Source organism: Staphylococcus sp. Mo2-1 (genome assembly GCF_046721385.1).
Lineage (GTDB): Bacteria > Bacillota > Bacilli > Staphylococcales > Staphylococcaceae > Staphylococcus > Staphylococcus equorum_A.
Genome location: NZ_JBEUUK010000001.1, coordinates 2,501,651 through 2,521,658, shown reverse-complemented (window position 1 = coordinate 2,521,658; position 20,008 = coordinate 2,501,651). Strand labels below are relative to the sequence as shown.

At 31.4% G+C, this 20,008-nt stretch carries 23 protein-coding genes and 1 pseudogene; 9 read left to right on the top strand and 15 right to left on the bottom strand.

The window, feature by feature from the left end:
- Positions 1 to 3 precede the first annotated feature (3 nt).
- Entirely contained in the window at positions 4 to 1,713 is a 1,710-nt protein-coding gene (locus tag ABLV95_RS12865; protein ID WP_460872210.1) for an ABC-ATPase domain-containing protein, read from the top strand.
- A 135-nt stretch (positions 1,714 to 1,848) separates the two neighbouring features.
- On the opposite strand, the gene ABLV95_RS12860 is transcribed toward ABLV95_RS12865, so the two are convergent.
- From ABLV95_RS12860 to ABLV95_RS12850, 3 genes are all read right to left on the bottom strand, one after another.
- On the bottom strand, positions 1,849 to 2,055 hold the full coding sequence (locus tag ABLV95_RS12860) for a hypothetical protein (RefSeq protein WP_460875922.1): 207 nt from the start codon (positions 2,053 to 2,055) through the stop codon (positions 1,849 to 1,851).
- A gap of 242 nt (positions 2,056 to 2,297) precedes the next feature.
- Entirely contained in the window at positions 2,298 to 2,654 is a 357-nt protein-coding gene (locus tag ABLV95_RS12855; RefSeq protein WP_069832386.1) for a DoxX family protein, read from the bottom strand.
- 19 nt (positions 2,655 to 2,673) lie between these two features.
- A complete protein-coding gene (locus ABLV95_RS12850; RefSeq protein ID WP_427705743.1) occupies positions 2,674 to 3,240 on the bottom strand; it encodes a TetR/AcrR family transcriptional regulator in 567 nt (188 codons plus the stop codon).
- A 141-nt stretch (positions 3,241 to 3,381) separates the two neighbouring features.
- Between ABLV95_RS12850 and ABLV95_RS12845 the strand changes: the two genes are divergently transcribed.
- From ABLV95_RS12845 to ABLV95_RS12830, 4 genes are all read left to right on the top strand, one after another.
- On the top strand, positions 3,382 to 4,317 hold the full coding sequence (locus ABLV95_RS12845; RefSeq protein ID WP_427705745.1) for a DsbA family protein: 936 nt from the start codon (positions 3,382 to 3,384) through the stop codon (positions 4,315 to 4,317).
- Positions 4,318 to 4,650: 333 nt separating this feature from the next.
- Positions 4,651 to 4,926 (top strand): hypothetical protein, encoded by a 276-nt coding sequence (locus tag ABLV95_RS12840; protein ID WP_460875919.1) that lies wholly within the window; start codon positions 4,651 to 4,653, stop codon positions 4,924 to 4,926.
- The gene (locus ABLV95_RS12835) at positions 4,895 to 5,653 is read left to right on the top strand and encodes an MsnO8 family LLM class oxidoreductase (protein WP_460875917.1); all 759 of its coding nucleotides are present in this window, start codon (positions 4,895 to 4,897) and stop codon (positions 5,651 to 5,653) included. Before ABLV95_RS12840 ends, ABLV95_RS12835 begins: the two co-directional genes overlap by 32 nt.
- Positions 5,654 to 5,978: 325 nt before the next feature.
- Complete coding sequence (locus tag ABLV95_RS12830) at positions 5,979 to 6,482, top strand: DUF805 domain-containing protein (protein WP_069832388.1); 504 nt, start codon at positions 5,979 to 5,981, stop codon at positions 6,480 to 6,482.
- A gap of 117 nt (positions 6,483 to 6,599) precedes the next feature.
- Here the strand turns inward: ABLV95_RS12830 and ABLV95_RS12825 are convergent, their stop codons facing one another.
- Together ABLV95_RS12825 and ABLV95_RS12820 are read right to left on the bottom strand one after the other, a co-directional pair.
- Positions 6,600 to 6,746, bottom strand: coding sequence for a hypothetical protein (locus ABLV95_RS12825; RefSeq protein WP_176721537.1), 147 nt, complete (start codon positions 6,744 to 6,746; stop codon positions 6,600 to 6,602).
- Between the two features lie 175 nt (positions 6,747 to 6,921).
- The gene (locus ABLV95_RS12820) at positions 6,922 to 7,740 is read right to left on the bottom strand and encodes a LysR family transcriptional regulator (protein WP_460875915.1); all 819 of its coding nucleotides are present in this window, start codon (positions 7,738 to 7,740) and stop codon (positions 6,922 to 6,924) included.
- Between the two features lie 140 nt (positions 7,741 to 7,880).
- On the opposite strand from ABLV95_RS12820, the gene ABLV95_RS12815 reads away from it, so the two are divergent.
- The gene (locus ABLV95_RS12815; RefSeq protein ID WP_427705751.1) at positions 7,881 to 8,768 is read left to right on the top strand and encodes a DMT family transporter; all 888 of its coding nucleotides are present in this window, start codon (positions 7,881 to 7,883) and stop codon (positions 8,766 to 8,768) included.
- A 30-nt stretch (positions 8,769 to 8,798) separates the two neighbouring features.
- Positions 8,799 to 9,572 (top strand): pyrroline-5-carboxylate reductase, encoded by a 774-nt coding sequence (gene proC / locus ABLV95_RS12810; protein ID WP_427705753.1) that lies wholly within the window; start codon positions 8,799 to 8,801, stop codon positions 9,570 to 9,572.
- A gap of 93 nt (positions 9,573 to 9,665) precedes the next feature.
- Here the strand turns inward: proC and ABLV95_RS12805 are convergent, their stop codons facing one another.
- Positions 9,666 to 10,655 (bottom strand): DUF5776 domain-containing protein, encoded by a 990-nt coding sequence (locus tag ABLV95_RS12805; protein WP_460872201.1) that lies wholly within the window; start codon positions 10,653 to 10,655, stop codon positions 9,666 to 9,668.
- Entirely contained in the window at positions 10,633 to 11,523 is an 891-nt protein-coding gene (locus tag ABLV95_RS12800; RefSeq protein ID WP_460872200.1) for a glycosyltransferase family 2 protein, read from the bottom strand. The genes ABLV95_RS12805 and ABLV95_RS12800 overlap by 23 nt, the downstream gene beginning before the upstream one ends.
- Before the next feature lie 515 nt (positions 11,524 to 12,038).
- On the opposite strand from ABLV95_RS12800, the gene ABLV95_RS12795 reads away from it, so the two are divergent.
- Positions 12,039 to 12,848, top strand: a complete 810-nt coding sequence (locus ABLV95_RS12795; RefSeq protein ID WP_427705757.1) for a hypothetical protein — start codon at positions 12,039 to 12,041, stop codon at positions 12,846 to 12,848.
- A gap of 118 nt (positions 12,849 to 12,966) precedes the next feature.
- On the opposite strand, the gene ABLV95_RS12790 is transcribed toward ABLV95_RS12795, so the two are convergent.
- From ABLV95_RS12790 to ABLV95_RS12760, 7 genes are all read right to left on the bottom strand, one after another.
- Positions 12,967 to 14,067 carry a hypothetical protein gene (locus ABLV95_RS12790; protein ID WP_427705759.1) on the bottom strand — a complete coding sequence of 367 codons (1,101 nt, stop codon included), beginning with the start codon at positions 14,065 to 14,067 and terminating at the stop codon, positions 12,967 to 12,969.
- Complete coding sequence (locus ABLV95_RS12785; protein ID WP_460875912.1) at positions 14,060 to 14,608, bottom strand: hypothetical protein; 549 nt, start codon at positions 14,606 to 14,608, stop codon at positions 14,060 to 14,062. The genes ABLV95_RS12790 and ABLV95_RS12785 overlap by 8 nt, the downstream gene beginning before the upstream one ends.
- 235 nt (positions 14,609 to 14,843) lie before the next feature.
- Positions 14,844 to 15,035 carry a hypothetical protein gene (locus ABLV95_RS12780; RefSeq protein ID WP_107558840.1) on the bottom strand — a complete coding sequence of 64 codons (192 nt, stop codon included), beginning with the start codon at positions 15,033 to 15,035 and terminating at the stop codon, positions 14,844 to 14,846.
- Entirely contained in the window at positions 15,010 to 15,153 is a 144-nt protein-coding gene (locus ABLV95_RS12775; protein WP_199186535.1) for a hypothetical protein, read from the bottom strand. Before ABLV95_RS12775 ends, ABLV95_RS12780 begins: the two co-directional genes overlap by 26 nt.
- 68 nt (positions 15,154 to 15,221) lie before the next feature.
- Positions 15,222 to 15,356 (bottom strand): hypothetical protein, encoded by a 135-nt coding sequence (locus tag ABLV95_RS12770; protein WP_460875909.1) that lies wholly within the window; start codon positions 15,354 to 15,356, stop codon positions 15,222 to 15,224.
- 442 nt (positions 15,357 to 15,798) lie between these two features.
- Positions 15,799 to 16,065: a YxeA family protein gene (locus ABLV95_RS12765; RefSeq protein ID WP_318833036.1), complete on the bottom strand. Its 267-nt coding sequence runs from the start codon at positions 16,063 to 16,065 to the stop codon at positions 15,799 to 15,801.
- 1,111 nt (positions 16,066 to 17,176) lie between these two features.
- A complete protein-coding gene (locus ABLV95_RS12760; protein WP_460875907.1) occupies positions 17,177 to 17,878 on the bottom strand; it encodes a hypothetical protein in 702 nt (233 codons plus the stop codon).
- Positions 17,879 to 17,985: 107 nt separating this feature from the next.
- Here ABLV95_RS12760 and ABLV95_RS12755 point away from each other — a divergent pair, with 107 nt between their 5' ends.
- The gene (locus ABLV95_RS12755) at positions 17,986 to 18,357 is read left to right on the top strand and encodes a DUF3139 domain-containing protein (protein WP_122063314.1); all 372 of its coding nucleotides are present in this window, start codon (positions 17,986 to 17,988) and stop codon (positions 18,355 to 18,357) included.
- 203 nt (positions 18,358 to 18,560) lie between these two features.
- Here the strand turns inward: ABLV95_RS12755 and ABLV95_RS12750 are convergent.
- Positions 18,561 to 19,336: pseudogene (locus ABLV95_RS12750) on the bottom strand (acetoin reductase).
- Positions 19,337 to 20,008: the final 672 nt, after the last annotated feature.

Genomic DNA, 20,008 nt, shown 5'->3' with positions numbered 1-20,008 from the left:
CTATTGAAACAAGCTACAGAATTCGCGCAGTTATTAAGATCATTAGATGGACAGAAGTATGGTGCATATAAGCGCCTAAAGGGAGTGTATCAATTTAAGCAGTTCCGTTTTGCGATTGATCATGCGCAAGTGGACCCGTATGCGCCACCTTCAAAAATGAGGGTTATCATGAATCGTGAAACAGCAAATATTCCGGACGATATGCTAGATTCAAAAAATAAAATTATTGCAGTATCTGACTTTCTGACTCGAGCGTTTAAAGAAAACATAGAATCGTTGAAACATAGCGATAAACACGCAAAAAGTGCTAGCAATATTTTTATTGATCGTTGTGGTCAAGAGATTTTAGAGCGAACTGCTGTTGTGATCAATAAACAGGACATTGAAGTGAGACTTGAAATTAGTTTGCCGACCGCAGGTAGAAAAATTTTAGGAAAAGTTGCAGCAAATATATTAACTGACACGTTACCAGAAATTGTAGAGCACGCATTACTTTATAAAAATATTGATCAAGCTGCATTAAAGACACAAGTTACATTAATGTTGGACCAAGCGTTTATTCGTGAAGAACTCGACCGAAGACAGCTTGTATCATTTGTGGCAAATGGTTCTATATTGCCACGTAAAAGTGGGGTTTCTGATAAACAATTATCGGGTGCTGTAGCGTTTAATAGTCCGAAAAATGTAGAAGTTGAATTGTCTTTACCGAGTGGAAAAACCATCACTGGCATGGGCGTTCCGAAAGGGATTACTTTAATCGTAGGCGGCGGTTTTCATGGTAAGTCAACGATACTTGAAGCATTAGAACGTGGTGTCTATAATCATATTGCCAGTGACGGTAGAGAATATGTGATTACTTGTCATGATGCTATGAAAATACGTGCAGAAGATGGACGAAATATAGAAAAAGTGAACATCAGTCCTTTTATAAATAATTTACCGGGAAATAAAGATACACGACAATTCTCAACTGAAAATGCGAGCGGTAGTACGTCACAAGCAACGAATGTGATGGAAGCATTAGAAGCAAATACATCGTTATTGCTGATTGACGAGGACACTTCTGCAACAAACTTCATGATTCGAGATAGCCGTATGCAACAGCTGATTGCGCCTGAGAAAGAACCTATCACACCATTTGCGAGTAAGGTAACATCACTTTATAAAGATTATGATGTTTCTACAATTTTAATTGTGGGTGGCTCGGGTGACTATTTTGAGGCAGCAGATCAAGTGTTGATGATGGATGAGTATGTATTGAAAGATGTAACAGTACAAGCTAAATCCATTGCGGCGTCAAACGATAGTATTAAAAGCATGAACATAGATAAAAAATTCGGTGACATTCCTACGCGAATTCCGTTAAAATCTAGTTTTTCTAAAAAAGGAAAGGAAAATCGTTTTAAAGTCAAAGGACGGTATTCCATTTTATATGGTAAGGAACTTATTGATATATCAGGTTTGGAACAGTTGGTAGATAACAGCCAAACACAGTGTTTAGCGGACATGATTGATTATTACCAGAACCATCTATTAAATGAGCAAGACACTTTAGCTCAAGCGGCTGACAAGCTCTATGATTTTATAGAGCAAAACGGTCTAGATGCACTCTCACAATTTCATGGACATCCAGGAAATTTAGCTTTACCGAGAAAGCAGGAATTCTGTGCAACGCTTAATCGTTACCGTGGATTAAAAGTGAAAAGCACATAAGAAGACGACAAAGTGCTTAATCAAAAGTTATATTATATAGTTTAAAAGGTTTGTTTTTTATATTTTTAGGAAACAAACCTTTTAATTTAACTATGTTTTTAAAGTAGAAATAGTCTTTTGAAAGATTTTCTAAATTTATCCCATGTCTGCTATATCAAGGTAGTATTTATCACCAGTTTTTTTAATCACTTCTTTTTTTAATAAGTTTTTAAACGTCCTATTGTATTTAATATTTAAACTTTCGTAAGTCCTAGCATGTTCGGGCGAAGTGGCATGCGCTTCGATAAGTTTCTTAGCGACTTTATTCTGTTTCCATATTAAAACTTCTGATCCGTTAGTCATATTAGCCTCCTTTTTTAAATAATTATAGCATAATATAAAATAATAATTGTACTCATTATAATCTAATTAATATTGTGGTTATAATTAACGCAATTAAATAGTGGGAAATGGCAATGAGAGGATAACATTTGCTTAATAAAATACTAATTATTATGAATAAGGGAGACTGATTAAAATAAGAAAAACCCTCTTAAGGTTTTGTATATAAACGCGTTAAGAGGGTTATTGTCTTTCAATATTTATTATAGAAGTCCTGATGATACATAGTAGATAAATATGATTAAATTTAAGATAAATAATACGGTTGCCGGCATTGCCTTCTTAATAGGATCGTTTCCTAAAAAGACGAGAGATAACGCGCCTACTAACATTGTCGCACCGAGTAATATGCTGGCTAAGAAAGCGAGCATGCCATAGAAAATGCCGACAAGCATTGCTAAACCACCAAGCAACTCAAATATGCCAGTGATTTGATTGAAAATGGGCGGATAACCAAGTCGCGAAAAATCAGCTTTCATGGCTCCGGATAATATTTTAGAACCTGTCATTATGAAAAATATGCCTAAAATAATTTGTAATATAATAATTATAATTTCCATCTAAAGCGCCTCGTTTCATTTATTCTTTGTCACGAGATATTAATCCAGAAAGAATGAACGGAATTACACGATTGATATATGTTTCAGCAGGGATATCGCTATAACTTTGACACCATTTTTCAGAAGTTCGATATATACTTGCACTTAGCATCGTTGCGGCTAAGTGTCGTGTATCGTCATCCTCGAAATTCACCTCTAGCAACAATTTATAAAGTACTCTTTCAACGTGTTCTTGTATAATGTTGCCGATTGTTTCAGGATAACTCCTATGACATCTTCTATTTAACGATAATTGAAACTCTGCGATTGTTTTAAAAATATTAGAAATAGTAGCCTCATCTAATTGACGTTGTTCATAATTGGCGTAGTTCAAATTAATCAATAATTCTTCGGCAAGGACTTTATCTAGTAAATCGTAAATATCACTAAAGTGATAATAGAACGTAGCTCTATTAATGAGTGCTTCTTCCGTAATATCTTTTACAGTTATATTTTTAAAATCTTTTTCATCTGAAAGCTTAATAAATGCTTGCATAATTGACTTTCTGATTTTAATAACTCGTAAGTCTGATTTTGATTTTAGCATTCGACTCCCTCATTTTCTCCCAACACTTTGTCATTAGTGTTGAATATCCAACATTAATATATCTTTGTTGCTACTTATTATCGCTATGAATACTTATTATAAAGCTATATTAGTTATATTTAAACTTTGGAGGTTATCTCAATGGAAAAAAACATGGTATGTGATATGTATTCTGGTATATGTAAACCAAGTGAGGAAAATGAAATTGAAACGATAAATTTTGATGTGAGCGCACCGAATTTAACTTTGTATTATGTAACAGATCCTATGTGTTCACACTGTTGGGCATTTGAACCAACTCTAAATAAATTACTTGTACAATATGGTCATTTATTTAATTTCCAAATGGTTATGGGGGGATTATTAGAAGCATGGGGAGACGGCCCGATAGATCCAGCGAATGGTATCTACAAGCCTGCAGATGTTACCCCACACTGGCAAGAAGTAGGGAATTATTCACGCATGCCTATTGATGGCACAATAATGGAAATAGATCCTGTTCAATCTTCATTTCCTGCATCTAGACTCTATAAAGCAATTCAACATGTAGATTCACCTACAGCCGCAATTAAATTTACGAGATTAGTTAGAGAAGCTGTTTTTGTTTTTAATAAAAATATTTCAGATAAAGCAGTGCTTAAGCATATTGTTGAAGATTTATATAAAGGTGACAATACCATAGATGTTGACTCAATTTTAAACATCGCAGACAGCGACATAGGACAAAATCTACTTGCGGAAGATTTTAATTTAGTGAGTCAATTGGGCGTACGTGGATTCCCAACAATAGTAATCGTTAATATAGATAACCAAGGAACAAAAATTGTAGGGGCTCGCTCATTAGAAACATATATAGATGCATTAGAAAAATTAGATACTTCTATAACTATAGAGCCAAATCGATTGCCAAAATTATCATTATATTTAAATGAACAATCAAGTTTATTTTCCAAAGAAATTGAAGTAATGTACGATATCGAAGAAAAGGATGTTCCAAATTTCATAGAGAAAGACTTGGACAAATCGAAATACACTATCTCGAACATACTTGGAGAAAACTATTACGAAGTAAAATAAACTGAGATTTTATTAGTGAATTATAAAATTTAAAAAGATGAAAACACTGTGAAAAGTAGTGTTCTCATCTTTTTTATTTCCCGAGAAATAATTAAATAACAGAACCCCTTTAATTTTAATAATAAAGAATGCTATTTACATCGTTGCATTGAATATTTAGACGCTATAAACAGTAAATTATCTTTATATCGCCTGGTGTTTTATGATGGAATAAGCAGAGGATTTTTTTAATTGTGTGATGCCCATATACGTTTTAAGTATAAAAGTGTAGGCGTTATATCAAATTATAAAACCATCCATATTCAATAAGGTTTATAAAGGAGTACTAATTAAATGACAAAACATATACCATTAAGTGTCCTCGAACTTGTAGGCATTTCGGAAAATCAGACAGTCAAAGAAGCACTTGAAGCATCTATGGATAATGCAGAGCTTGTAGATCATCTTGGGTTCAAAAGACTTTGGTTTGCTGAGCATCATAATACAAAAAATCTTGCATCCAGTGCTACATCACAACTGATTGCGATGGCAGCGAGCACGAACAGAAAATATTCGTGTAGGCTCGGGCGGTATTATGTTGCCAAACCATTCACCATTGCAGTTAGCTGAAAATTTCGGCACGACTGCCCAACTTTATCCAGGTAGAATTGACCTTGGACTTGGAAGAGCGCCTGGCACTGATCAAAAGACATCTCAACTCATTACACGTTCTGATAGTGATGCACAGACTTTTGCAAATTCTATTTTTGACCTCATGGGATGGTTCAGTGATGAAGGTCTCGGTAACAGTGTTCCTGTGACTTCGACAGTAGGTACAGGTACGAATATACCAATTTGGGTATTAGGCTCAAGTATAAATGGTGCATCTATTGCCGGACAGCTTGGACTGCCGTATTCTATTGCGACACATTTTGCACCTGATGACTATAAACAAAAAATTGATATGTACCGTTCTACGTTCAAGACAGATGCGCCAACTTCACAGATTGATGAGCCGTATGTCATGGCCGGAATTAATGTCATTGTGGCACCAACTGACGAAGAAGCAGAAAAAATTTGGACAACGACGATTCAAATGATGAGAGACATGCATACTGGTCAGCGCCGTAAGCTACAGCCACCTGTTGATCCTGAAGAATTAGGCTCAGAAGAACAAAGAAAAATGATGGAATCAATGTTCAGTATTAAAGCGGTTGGTTCACCTGAAACAGTCCGTAATAAATTAGAAGCATTCACAGAAGAGACTGGGGCGGATGAACTTATTATTGTGACTTATACGTATGATCCAGAAAAAAGAAAACAATCGATGGAACTGCTCGCAGACCTGTGGTTCTAAATGATTGATCTTCAAGGAAGATTTTTCATGGTTGGTCAAAGTGAAAAACAAAAATCGTCTGATTAGATTTAAGATAATAGGAACTGTATGTCATTTATGATGTACAGTTCTTTTTTGATTTTATAAAATTTTATTTTGAAATATGACATCGAAATAGCTATTTGATCAATAGCAGAAACATTCTGTATTTTACATATAAATAAAAAGTGAATAAAACTTATTTTGAAATTGAAATTAAGGATTTAATACATCTTTTTTAAAAGCTATTTGCTATATGCATCTTTAGTTTCGTATACTATTACTATTAAACTAAAGGAGAAATTATATGAACAATTCACAAAATCAAGTTATTCAAAGTTATAAAGAATTTTGGACGCGTTTTTTGGACATTAATGGCAGATCTACTCGTCCTAACTTTTGGCATCCTTTTTGGATTAACTTCGTAATATCTTCGCTTTTAGGAATAGTATCAGCAGGTTTACTAAGCAGTGTATTCGCAATTGCAATTATTATTCCTTCATTTACCGTTATGGCCAGACGTTTACATGATACAAATCGTACGATGGTTCTTGCAATCGTTTCGCACATCAGTGGTTTCATAGCGATGGTGGCAACTATTGTATTTATTGTAGGTGTTTTAGCAGTAGCAAGCTCAGGTAGTGGTGGTATGATTGGTGCTACATTATTAGCTGGTGCATTTGGTGCAGTTGTTGCCGGAGTAATAGCACTATATACTTTATATGTATTAGTTATCACTGGTAATAGAGAACTTAATAATTATGGTTCAGGGGGAAGTTGTGAAATTGACCCTCAAGCTCATACTCATTAGTTAAATAAATGCTTTACCTACAGTCTCAGAATGTAGACAAACCCTTCACTGATGTGAACCCCAAAAGTTGGACTTAAAAATCTAACTTTTAGGGGTTTCTTTTATGTCAAAATATTATCAAGACAATATCTCCTCCGCAAGTTCATATACAAAATTTAAATCTAATATCGAATCGACCTTACGTAATAAATGATTATTAGGAACTAATTCAGAGATAGAAATCATTTCATATTGATCTCTTCTATCAATTGATTTATTCAACATAATAAAGACCACCACTGTTTAATTTATATATTATAATATTTTTTGTGTAATATGAGCAGTGATTTATGCCGACTCCTGCGGGAATAGCACTAGCCGAAGACTACAGGCTAAGGCAGTGCCCGCGGAAAGCGTGCATAAAAAAATGCCAACAAAGTCGGAGACTTTGTCTACAGTCTTATTTTGTGTTTTCTTTTAAGATACTGTGAAAATTATTTATGTGCTTTTCCTTTCTTGCGTAAATACCTATCGTTCGCAAGGCATTTGGAAGTTTAATGTGCGTATACATATCACTGTTCACCTTTTCCATATATGACTGCGGACAGATGGCTACACTTTCACTTGTAGCTATAAAATTTAAAATGGATTCTCTATCTTTGACGTAGGATAAATCCATTTTTTGTGGATTAATATTATTATTTTTAAAATCAAATGTATCACCTGGTGGTTCTAATAAATAGTAATGTTGTTGAGCTAAGACTTCTTCATCAATATGAGTTATTTCATTTAATGCGTCTTGCTTAGAGAATACAATTTCATAGGGCTCTTCAAACCAATATTCATAATAAACACCTTCTTGTAACTCAATTTGTTCTCCTATGACCAAGTCTAATTTATGTTGTTGAAGCTTATTTACTAATTCCTCGGTGCTGTTGGCGGGAAACAATCTGATGCGTTCATTTTGATTGTTCATTTTATGCAATTTGTCTAATGGAAAATTTGAAATAATACCTACTTTTAAAACTTCAGTATCATGATTTTTTAAATAATCAATTTGCTGTTTTACTGATTTAAGTCCTTCATATAGCTTTAAACCTTCATTCGTTAAACTGACGCCTCTAGGGGTTGCATCGAATATTTTATAACCAAAATATTGTTCTATTTGAGCAATTCTTTTCTTAATGCCGGGTGTACTTATATTTCTTTCAAGTGCAGCTTTGTTATAACTTTTAGCTTCAACTACAGAAAACAAATCTTCTATATAATCTATTTCCATACAATCGCCTCTTTTAACTCCTAGTTTATACTCATTATACTAAGCGCTTATTCCATAAAGCACAATACCTTGCTAACATTTAGTTAATGAAGGAGTGATAATTTGTCTAAGAAATTAAACGTATTGAAAAGGATGCAACGATGAAAGCATTAATCCAGTTCATAGCATCAATGGTCATCTTTGGAACGATAGGCCTTATCATTAAACAAATAAATTTAACTTCCATAGAAATAGCGATGCTTAGCAGTTTTATTGGTTGTAGTTTTTTATTATTGTTTTACATTATGCGTAAGCAAAGACTAAATTTTACTTTTTTGAAGCATTATAAATGGCTCATCATTATTTCTAGTTTTGCATTAGCAGGTAACTGGGTATTTTTATTTCAATCATATCAATATACGAGTATTGCAAATGCAACTTTAGGCTATTATTTTGGTCCGATTATTGTATTACTGCTATCTCCATTCATTTTAAAAGAAGCATTGAGTAAAAAAAGTGTGTTATGTATTATCGCTTCACTTATAGGCTTGATATTTATTTTAAGTAATGGTTTTCTACAGCCTGGATCAAATGATGTGTTAGGAATTCTAATTAGTATGCTTGCGGGGAGTTGTTACGCCTGTTTAATGCTTACTAATAAGTTTATTAAACAGGGTAGCCGTATGGATTTAACTATTTTTCAATTAGGCATAACAGCTTTGATTTTGCTTCCTTTCGTCTTTGGCGTTGGTGGTGGATTTGAAATTCATACACAAATTTCTGCGATACCGTTCATTCTTATTTTAGGCGTTGTTAATACTGGTATTGGTTTTTGGTTATTCTTTTCTGGTATGGAAAAATTAAACGGTCAAAATATTGCATTATTAAGCTATATCGATCCATTAGTCGCAATTTTTATATCGGGCCTTATTTTACGTGAACAATTTACGATGTTACAAATAATTGGAGGAATAATACTGATTGCGTCAACATTCTTTAGTGAATTTTCATTTAATAAATTAAAAATACGACGAAAACAAGGGTTTTAAATAATAAGCATTTAAAAGGGGCGTTTAAATATGAAAATAGGAATTATTGGTGCGGGCAGTATGGGTTCAGCGATGGTAAAAGGGTTTTATAAATCAAATCACTTAAATATGAATAATATTTATATCAAATCTGGTAAAAGCAATAAAGCTAAAGTACTTGCAGAGCGTGTCAATGCTAATGTAATCGACACATATAATGACTTAGAGCAAAGTGACATGATTATTTTAATGGTTAACGAGAGTGACGCTAGAGGAATTTTGGAAAAATTGAGTGATGTAATGAGTGAAAATACGGTTATCGTTTCTGTCGTACCATCGCTTTCTATCGAAGAACTGGAAGGTATTTTACCGCAAGCACAACCTATTGTTAGTTTATTACCTAATACTGTCGTCGAAATAAATCAAGGTATTTTAGGTTATGCGCATAACCAATATGTTGATGAAGAAACGATTAATTTTGTCTTTAAACCTTTAGGTAATCTGATTAAGGTGAACGAAAGTGAATTAGATATATTTAGCACACTTTCAGGATGTGGACCGGCTATTGTCGATGTTTTCATTGAAGGCTTATCAGATGGGGCTGTATTAAATGGTATGAATAGGGCGTTGTCTTATAAAGTCATAACTGAAATGCTAATTGGTGCTGCAAAATTAGCCCAAGCGTCTGAAAAACATCCAGCTAAATTGAAAGATGATGTAACTTCTCCTGGAGGGAGTACAATTAAAGCAATCGCTACACTGGAAAAACACGCTTTTAGATATACACTTGTTGATGCAATAAATGCTGTTAATCGTAAAAATTAAGAAAACATCTGACCTGAAATTTTCGCTATCTTCTAAAAATAAACGCAATCCACTTAATAATAGTGAGATTGCGTTTTGTCATCTTAAATATAATTAATTTAAAGCATTAACAAATTTTTCATTTGCTGTTAAATAATAGCCATCAGCAGTTTTTAATCTCGGTGTAAGTTTGTCAGTGAATGCAAGATCAACAATATCTAATGTGGCTCCAACTTTTAAATTTTTAATTGGCGCGTCGTTAAAAGCAATACTTTCGTATAGTTTGCATTTTTTTATAACTTCTACTGATTTTGGAATATGAGATACATAACCTTCAATTTTATTAAGATTAATTGGTGTTACCAACGTTTTATCAGCTGTGATGTAGAAATCATCATTTGTGATTAATATAGGCATTTGATCAGTGCTTTTTCCAGTTGCTTTAATTTTAATAAGCTGACCTTTAGCAATTGAGTCTATTGGATCATTGAAATCAGTATTTTTATATCTGTTAATTTCCTGTTTCGCAACAATATGGTCAGGCGCATCCATTAGGTAATGATTTGTATTTGATGAAACATGGTCTTTTTTATCTGAAATAAATTCAATATCAAGATTCTGACGTTTTAATATGCTATGGCCATTAACATTTGGATAAGTTGCACGAACTAATACTTGGTCAAAGCCGTTATATTGAATTGAAATATTAAAATCAATAGCTTTAAATTTCAAATCGTCTGTTTTAATATAAATAGAGTCATTTTCTAATATGAAATCCAATTGTTTACTAAAACGGTCATCTTGAATTTTGACTAATTTTACTGCATCAATGGATACACTAGGTTGTTTAAACACTTCAATGACATCATAAAATGTATTGTTATTTAATTTTGTACCATTGTATACGGCAGTACATTTTGTCTTAAGTTCAAGCAAGTTACTGAATTTTTCAGGATATTTAAAATAAACCATGTGATCTTTAATATATTTGTGAGTATTTTCTTCAAAAAGCATATATTCAATATAATCTACAAAGTTTTCTTTATTATGATGGTATGTGTTATAAACATTTTTATACTTATCATTTATTAATAATTTTTCCATATCGTAGCTCTGCATCTGTGATAACAGACTCAACTTTATTGAACTGTTGATAAAAGAAAGCTTTGTCATTTGAATTTAAGAATGTTTTTGTAACTAAGAAACGAGACATAAAATCCATTTCTATAATACGACATAGGATTTGCTCCTTAGCATATTTAGGTAGTTCCATTTGAATTATTTCTTTAAGTACATCAAAATTAAAATGAGATTTTTCAATCATGTCAGTGGCTTTTATTAATGAAATATTATCAGCATAACGATTTACATGATAGACAGGTTCTGGCGTCATAGAGGCGCTTTGAGATTTACTAATTAATTCAGAATAAAATAGTTTATCTTCGCCATATTTTAAATTTTTGAACTTCATATTATTATCAATAACAGTTGACCGCTTGAATACTTTACCCCAAGGGCCAACAGCTCTGAAGATATTATAAATTTCATGAGGAACGAGTCCATTATCTTCTTTATAAGAAGCGAAGTTAGCTACTTTTCTTATTTCATTATTCATATGTTTGTAACATTGACCAAACCCAATATCTGAATGGTGTGTTTGCATCTGACGAATTAATTTAGGAAAACCTTCTGCTTCCAACCAATCATCAGCGTCTAGTATAGTTATATATTCTCCATTGGCTTCTTGCATACCAACGTTACGTGGGATTGCGGGGCCGCCTGAATTTTCATCTAATTGAATAGATCGAATAAATTCATATTGTTCAGCGTAACGATTTAATATTGCGTACGAAGCATCTGTAGAAACATCATCCACAAAAATAGCTTCAATTTGAGACTTATCAATATTTAGATTAATTAAGGATTGAATACAATTTTCTAAAAAAGATTCTTTGTTATATACTGTTACCACTATTGAAATTAATTTCTGAATTATAATCGCCTCCATATTGCTTGTGATTAAAAGTATTTATCGCTGTTATATATTATTTTCATGTAATGTGCATTGAAATATTAATAAAAGGAAATTAAGTGCTTTTTTGAAAATTCATAAATGGAATACTATACTCTTATTGATTATAGTTCAAGTTTTAGTATCTTATATGTAGAAATGCATCAAACATGACGCTAAAAATAATTCGCTTAGAATGTTACTAAATTCATTTAACAGGTTAGCGTATTCGTTTCTATGTCCCTTGTAATGTTATAGTTTAAGAAACTCGATAACTTTATTAACAGCTACTGTGTTAAATATTTTAAAGACACATAATCTTGCTAAGAAATAACATAAGTATTATGATGTCAAAGCTATGGATATGAAGATAAAAAGGATTTATATAATTGGAGAAAACAGTGATGAAAAATCCTCCTTATATATCATTTCATTGGTTGTAAGTTATACGCTATAAGTATTGGAGAATGTTGTCTATGAATCGTTTTAAAAAGATATTTACGAGTAGCACGAAAACGGCAAATAAAAAAGTAATCACTATATATGTTATTTTACGCTTAATTGTTATTTTAAATCTTATGAATGAAATGATATTTATCCATAGATGGGATGTCATTTTCACTCTTGTCTTGACGCTTGTGCTATTTACCATTCCACAACTTACTGAACGCTTATTAAAAATTGAAATTCCTAACTTGCTTGAATTTATTATTATACTGTTTATTTTTAGTTCTACAATTTTAGGTGAACTTGGAGATTTTTACAGTTATTTCAGGTTATGGGACACAATGCTCCATTCGATTAATGGATTTTTAGCTGCGGGTATTGGATTTTCACTAGTATTTTTACTTAATAAAAATGTGAAAGGAATCAATTTAAATCCATTGTTTCTTGCAATCGTTACATTTTGTTTTTCTATGACGATCGGTGTGATGTGGGAGTTTTTTGAATATACTGTTGACCAGAGTATGGGTATGGATATGCAAAAAGACCATGTTGTTCAAAAAGTGAATAGTGCAACGATGGCTAATGAGCACAATACTGTACACCACATTGATAATATTGAGAAAACCGTTATAGAGAGTAGAGATGCGTCGGGAAATCATGTGGAAAATGTGGTTGATGGTGGCTATCTTGATGTCGGCATACATGACACAATGAAAGATTTATTTGTGAACTTGCTAGGCGCCGCCGCATTTAGTGTGCTAAGTTACTCATACGCGAAATACGACCGGAAAAAATATAAATTTGTGAAGAATTTTATTCTAAAAAGAGAAAAACCATAATTGTTCACTGTCGATATTACGAAGTTAACTACACCTGAAATTAAGCTCAAATAGTTAAACCTGAGGTCCTTTTTATTCAATATAATCACTTTTATAATTTAACTATTTGAGTGTTCATCTACAGAGCTACTTTTTGGTATTGAATTTTAAGTAAAATAAGTAATATAGTTAATAAAATGAATGAGGGTAACCAAACAAAATCCAAATTCAACATGCCTAGATAAATACAAACAGAAAGAATGGGTAGGCCGAGTGCATTTCCCAGGGAATAAACGCTTTTTACAGTGTGACTCGCGTATGCTGTTACGATTATTTTTCTGAATATGATTCTTGCACCACCAAAAGATAGACCAAAGCATAGCATTAATAGCAGTTTTATTATTATTGTATCCTCGAAGTAATACCATAGAAGTGATATTGATATACTTATAATTAAAAAGATATTCATCCATTTATAAGACAGATACTTACTAAGTAAAATACCAATAAGTGCCATACCAAAACCTAAGGCACTATCTAATAATGCTACTTCATGTATCTCTCTATTTTTATATGCTGTAAATGTAGGTAACATAAAATTGATAGTTCCTAATATTGGCCACATAAGCATGCCAATTAGGTAATGAACTATTTTCACTGGTTCCTTTGAAGCATTTGTATTTTCACAGGTAACTTCATGTGTCATCAATTTCACTTTTTTAATTCCTAAGTGAAGTAAGAGGTAGACTATTCCGTATATCAAAAAAATCCAAAATAAAGTAATGAATTTCATAATTACTGTAATAAACAAAGGACCTATCATTAAAGCGACTTGATTGACTGTCATTGAAAGAGAACTATATTTATTAATAAATTCTTCATTTTCATTCGCTACTAATTCAGAAAACCACAATTCTAAACTTGTTTCTAGTAGGAAAAACACAATCCATAAAACAAAATTCAAAAGTATTAATAGTAGCGTATTTTGGTAAAGCATCGTGATAGCGATAACTATAAAAAATATTCCTAAAAAAGATAACTTTGTAAGGTTACTGCCTGAATAATTTTTAAAAAATAGACTGATTAAAAATGGAGTGAATATTGCGGGAACGAATGAGAGAATAGTTGAAATCGCTAAATCACTTGTAGATTCAGGACTGGCTAATTCCCAGTTAATCGCTAGAATTAATCCACCACAGATAAATCTATATAAAGCAGTAATGAGTAAGTAATTATTCATTATTATCATCACTACTATCAAAAATTTTATTTGCTAAATCTTTGGCTTTATTTATATGTCTATATATTTTAGTAGTTGGTAGCTCAGACCAGCTAAATTGCACTAAACCATCGCGACTGCTCCAATTTTCAGGATCACTTACCATATCACCGATATTTTTTAATAAACTGATACGCTTAATTTCAGTATCTTTTGATATATCTGGGAAATTGATATTTGTTATTTTTCCTTTTTGTGCTTTCATGAAAGCTATTGCTGATGTTTTGTTTGGTCTAAATGTGAATGGAGGTTTGAGTTTGTTGTTTATATACATTGAAATATGTAGTTGATAGGGGTTAATGCTGTAAGAAGATTCAACTAAATCCATAATAGCATCTCCACCCGGTCTAGTTGCAGCTTCAATGACGTATAGATTGTTGTCTTTGATTTTTATTTCTATGTGAGCTACCCCACGATTAATGCCTAAAGATTTACATGATTGTATTGCTAGTTTTTTAATATTCTCATCTTTATATCTGTGACTAGGAACTAAATGTCCCATTTCAGTAAACCAAGGCCTTGGAGATAAATATTTTTCTGTGACAGTGATTACTTCATAGAAATTTTCACCACATAAGACTTCTACAGGTTCTTATGAGGCATATTCTTGACTGTTCGCAACTGTTTATAAACGCTGTTATATCAATGTTTTTGATAATTTTATACAGAATCAACTTTTGTGAGTGTTTGCCCTTTTCTCAATAATCTGCCCTTTTTTTGCCCTTAAAAATACCCACCTATTCATTTAGGTGGGCTTTTGCGTATTCGTATAGCTTTTCTGTTGTCTTTAATGTTAAGTTGTCTATATCACGATTTCCATTTCTTAATGTTGATAGAACTGTTTGACTAATACCAGTTTCTTTATATATATGGTAACCAGTAATATCACTTTCAATTAGTTTTTTAATCGACTGTTTGTATTCTGACAAGTTCATCACCTTCGTATCTATAACCTAACGATTTCATGTGTTTAATTCTTGCGAACCTAATAATTTGTGGCAATAATAGAATAAATATAATTGTAATCACTGTAAAAGTTATCTTCATTTGAATTTACCACCTATCTGTAATATAATAACCATGAAAAGAGGTAGGGGCTTTCGCCCCTTGTTGGATTAATCGTCTTTCTGATTATCTTTCTTGGCTTTAAGATAATCAAGATGCCATTTTCTTAGTTGTTTTATAATTGTTGGTGTTCTCTGTACTGTAGCAAGTACAATGAGCATCAGCATTTTTATGATGTCATCCAATTTAACCACCTCCTCTCATGGTGGTTTGTAAGGTGTATCTCAACCTTACATATATAATTACATCACCCAATCGCGATATAATCAAGAGTTTGCTCCTTATTTCTGCAATTTATTTTATCTCCACAATATCTTTCAAATTAACTTTACTTAATCCAGTTTCTTCATATAAATGTAGTGTTTCTGTGTAAACATCTACCTTATAAATGTAACCTTCTTTAGTTTTAATATAACCATCAACAAAAATAAGGGAGCCATTTAAAGGCTCCCAAGAGGATAGTTGTCTGAATTAATAGCTAACAAAATCGCTACTTTTCATTTATTTTAATTACTTTAAACCACTTATTTCGCTACATAAATAGTTTATCAACTAAAAGAAGTTAAGCATACTTACAATTTTGTCACTTTTCATCACTTAATACTTATTTTTATCAATATTTAATCATCATTCTATCTCTTTTAAAGCTTTTTTGGGTACATCTTTTTTCTTTACTTCTTCATAAGTCACTACATGCGATCCCTTATGAGTTATCTTGAGGTATTTATCCAACTTTAATGTTTGAGCTGCCTCGAAGGTAATATTTCTACCATTACCTTGTTCGTCATATGATTTTTGAGTATAACTTACTCTGTTATGTTCCAAAAATTCATCAGGTTTTTTTGTTTTAACATAACTATTTTGCTCTTTAACTAGTGGATTAAGTTGATCTATTAATGCATAAACTTCTCCAGGTTCATTTTTTCCTTGGTTATAAATGCCAATACTATTAACATTGTAAATATTGCCAGTATTACAACTGCTATTATTACCAGTAATTTTTTCAATTTATGATACTCCTTTCATGTTGTAAATATTTTACCAACTGAAAGAAACTAAATATACTTACAATATTGTCACTTAATACATAGTTAATTTACAATAATTAACATTAAAAATATTCTATACTTTATAATAGATAAATAAAATCCCCACCTTTACAGTGGGGCGTCGAATTTACTAATTAGTGAATGAATCACTAATTTATTGTACCCTTATAAAAAAGGGGCAAACAAAAATAACTTAAATACCGATAGGTATCAATATCAAAATATCTATACGGGAATGTATGAGAAAAAAACTAACTAAACTATTTTTTATTTAGATAGTAAATAAATGATAACAGTTCTCAATTAAAATTTCAATAGATAAAAAAACAGCCACCCAGTAGGAAGCTGGATGGCATCAATCATTAGCAGATTTGTAACGAAAAATATTATTTACTTTGGAGATTCTATTAATTAAATACCCACTTAAAATATTCATAAACACAAATAGTCAGAATTTTAAATTTATTTCAATACAAAAAAACCACCCCGCGAGGGTGGCTAAAAAATAATTGAAAATTTAATTGGAAAGATAATAAGAAATTATCTATTTAGAATGTAATATAATAAGGCTATTTCAAAAAGTGATTATTTGTAAATAAGAACTTTTAACATAAAAAAACAGACACATAAGTGCCTGTCCGAGATATAATATAAAGATTTAAATTGAAAAGTATATTTGTGAGGCTATGTTTATATTATCAGAATATTCTATACTTTTCAAGAACAAATAAAAACGCCCCTGCAAAGAGGCGTTTTAATGGAATTATTATAACTACAATACAGTGGAGGGATATCCAACTTGCTATACTCTTAACTGTCTAATTAACGATGTAATATCGACAGCTATTAAATGATAACGGTTCTCAATTAAAATTTCAATAAAAAAATAAAAGAGCAGACACGGGAAATGGTGTCTACTATATGCCTATAAGTGTTGTAACTGATATTATAATATACTAAAATGTTTTAACCTTTTTCAATTTATAAGCATTAGAAGAAATATTAGGCAATGCGTACGGTGAGATTATATGAGAACCAGGATCATAAATAGATTTTTTACTCGCTCCATATTTATAAGCTTGATAGATTATTTTAGAACAATATGTTGGATTTTTCTTAGATAATTTTGTGTTTATTCCATATTTGTATTTTTTTCCCTTATAGTTTTTGATAGCCCAATTTCCAGCTTTTGTTCCTGCCCCTGCTTTTTTAGACCGATAAACTTTCACCCATTTTTTGCCTTTCCCATAATCTTTTTTGAAAGAGGCGAAAGACTTAGTGCTAGGATGTGCACCGGAACCAGATATATGTAAAACTGTCTTACTGCTAATAGCAATAGCGACATGACCTGTTAAACCTTTAGAACTCGTACCATTTGTTATTAATACATCTCCTTTTTTTAATTTAAATGATGACTTAGCATAAGATGTTATTTCTTTTTCACTTTCAATGTTCTCTTTTTCAGTTTTGTCCTCTTTTAAATATTCATTCCATTCTTCTTCAGAAACAGAATCATCGATAATATTCTCGCTCTTTAATTGGTTATAATTTTGTTCGTTTTCTTGTTCTTCTTCTGCTTTAGCTATATCTACGAATGTACTAGAAAGCGTCGAAATAAAAAACAATAATACGACAAATGAATATAAAAACTTCTTCAAAATATGTACCACCTTTATTTTTTTAGAAATATATTATTATAGGGTTAATATATCACTTTATATATACTATAATAAAATACGAGTAAATAAAAGGAGCTATATAAATTATGAAAAAGAAATATGTAATTACAATATTAATTATTTTAATATTAATTTTATTGATTTTTGGTTTTTACAAAGGATTTAAGCACTATCAAAAAAAGGTAACTTTTGAAGTAATCAATCTTCAATTAGAAAAAAAGAACTTTGATGAGGATATAGTAAAGAAAAAAGAACAATATGATTCTAAAAGAGGAGTATATTACTATTCCATAGTATATAAAAAGGAAAACAATATTACCTACATAACAGAATTAGATGAAGATCCTACCGTAATGAATATAATAAGTTTCAAAAATAAAAGCCATGAAATCTATTCGTACCCTGTTGATAAACACGGTAATGAAATACAAAGAAATACTAAATATCAAATAGATTAGCACTCAATAATCCACCTTTTTATCATATAGGTGGATTTAATTGTTATATAATTACTTTGTGATTACGTAAAAAGAGCAGACACGGGACAACGTGTCTACTTCTTTTAGTAAGGTATACTTGGTTGGTTAGCAATAATACATTGCTAAAATTACTTATATCATAAAAAAGACACCTCGTAAAGAGGCGTCAAACATAGTTCATGTTATCTATATACTAACCCACCGTCAGTAAGTATAGACTGGCCTGTAATATAACCAGAATCTTCTGAAGCTAAGAAAGATACTAAATTAGCAACGTCTCTTGGTTCTTGATATCTCCCTAATTTTATTGCAGAAGAAAATTCTTCGAATGCATCTCCAGGCTCCATATCATCGTTATATTTAACCATTTCTTCGTCGATACGATCCCACATCTTCGTTTTAGCAACGCCAGGACAATATGCATTAACTGTAATACCATCTTGAGCTAATTCTTTGGCCGCAGTCTGTGTAAAAGAACGCACCGCATGTTTAGTAGCTGAATATGTTCCTAACATTTCATAAGATTCATGCCCAACAATACTACATGCATTTATAATTTTACCACCTGTATTTTGTTTTTTAAATTGCTCTGCTTGCGGCCTGTGTGCCAAACACTGTACCATAAACATTTACATTGAATAGTTTATTAAGCTGTTCTTCATCTATTTCTAAAAATGGAGAAACAGCATCTACTCCGAGCGTTATTAACAAAAACATCTATCTGACCAAACTCCGTAACTGCAAACTGTACTAATTCTTTTTGTTCTTTTTTTACCGAAACATCACTTTTGAATGCGGCAACATTAAAACCGTTGTTCTTAAATTCTTTTTCTGTTTCTAAAAGGAGTTCTTCATTAAGATCTTGTATTATTAAATTAAAACCATCATTTGCCAGTCTTTCTGCTATCCCTTTACCTAAACCACCTGCAGAACCCGTAATAACAGCTGTTTTATTCATCATAAATCATCCTCCAATATTATAATTTTTTAACTAACTTTATAATATCATTTATAGTCTTTTTCATCTAAGAAAGCGCTTAGAATCTGTAACCTCCTAGTTTGTAAATATAAAATTTTAAATAAAATCGGTGGTTAAGCTCGTATTAAATTGGACGGTCTGTCTTAACTTCTTTATATCTTTTCTTTGAATTTTACCTAATTCAGTTTAATTTAGATTTATTTTTTAAAAAATAAATTATGTTTAATTCTTACATAAATTCAAACAACCAAGGAGAGTATACATGAATTACAAAAGTGAAATTTAAAAAATAGGTTGGAATAAAAAGGAAGTTGCTAATAGAGTGGAAAGTTTAATCGAAGAATAAATAATAGATTCAAAAGATGAATTAACTGACGATGTATCGACAGTTATTGAAAAAGAAGACAACAACCCTGTACTTAATGAATTTTTAAATAAATAAAAAAGACAACTTATCTTCAGGGTAGTAAGTTCCCTTCAATGCTAAAGGAGCCCTTATGAATAGGGACAGATATTTTTTAGCACATATTTAATATCCACCCAGTAACAAGTATGGGTGGTCTAATGACATTTTTCATCTTTTTAAATTATTGAGTAGCGAACTGAATAATTTAAAATAGCCCATGAACATACAAATGATAAATAGAAGAA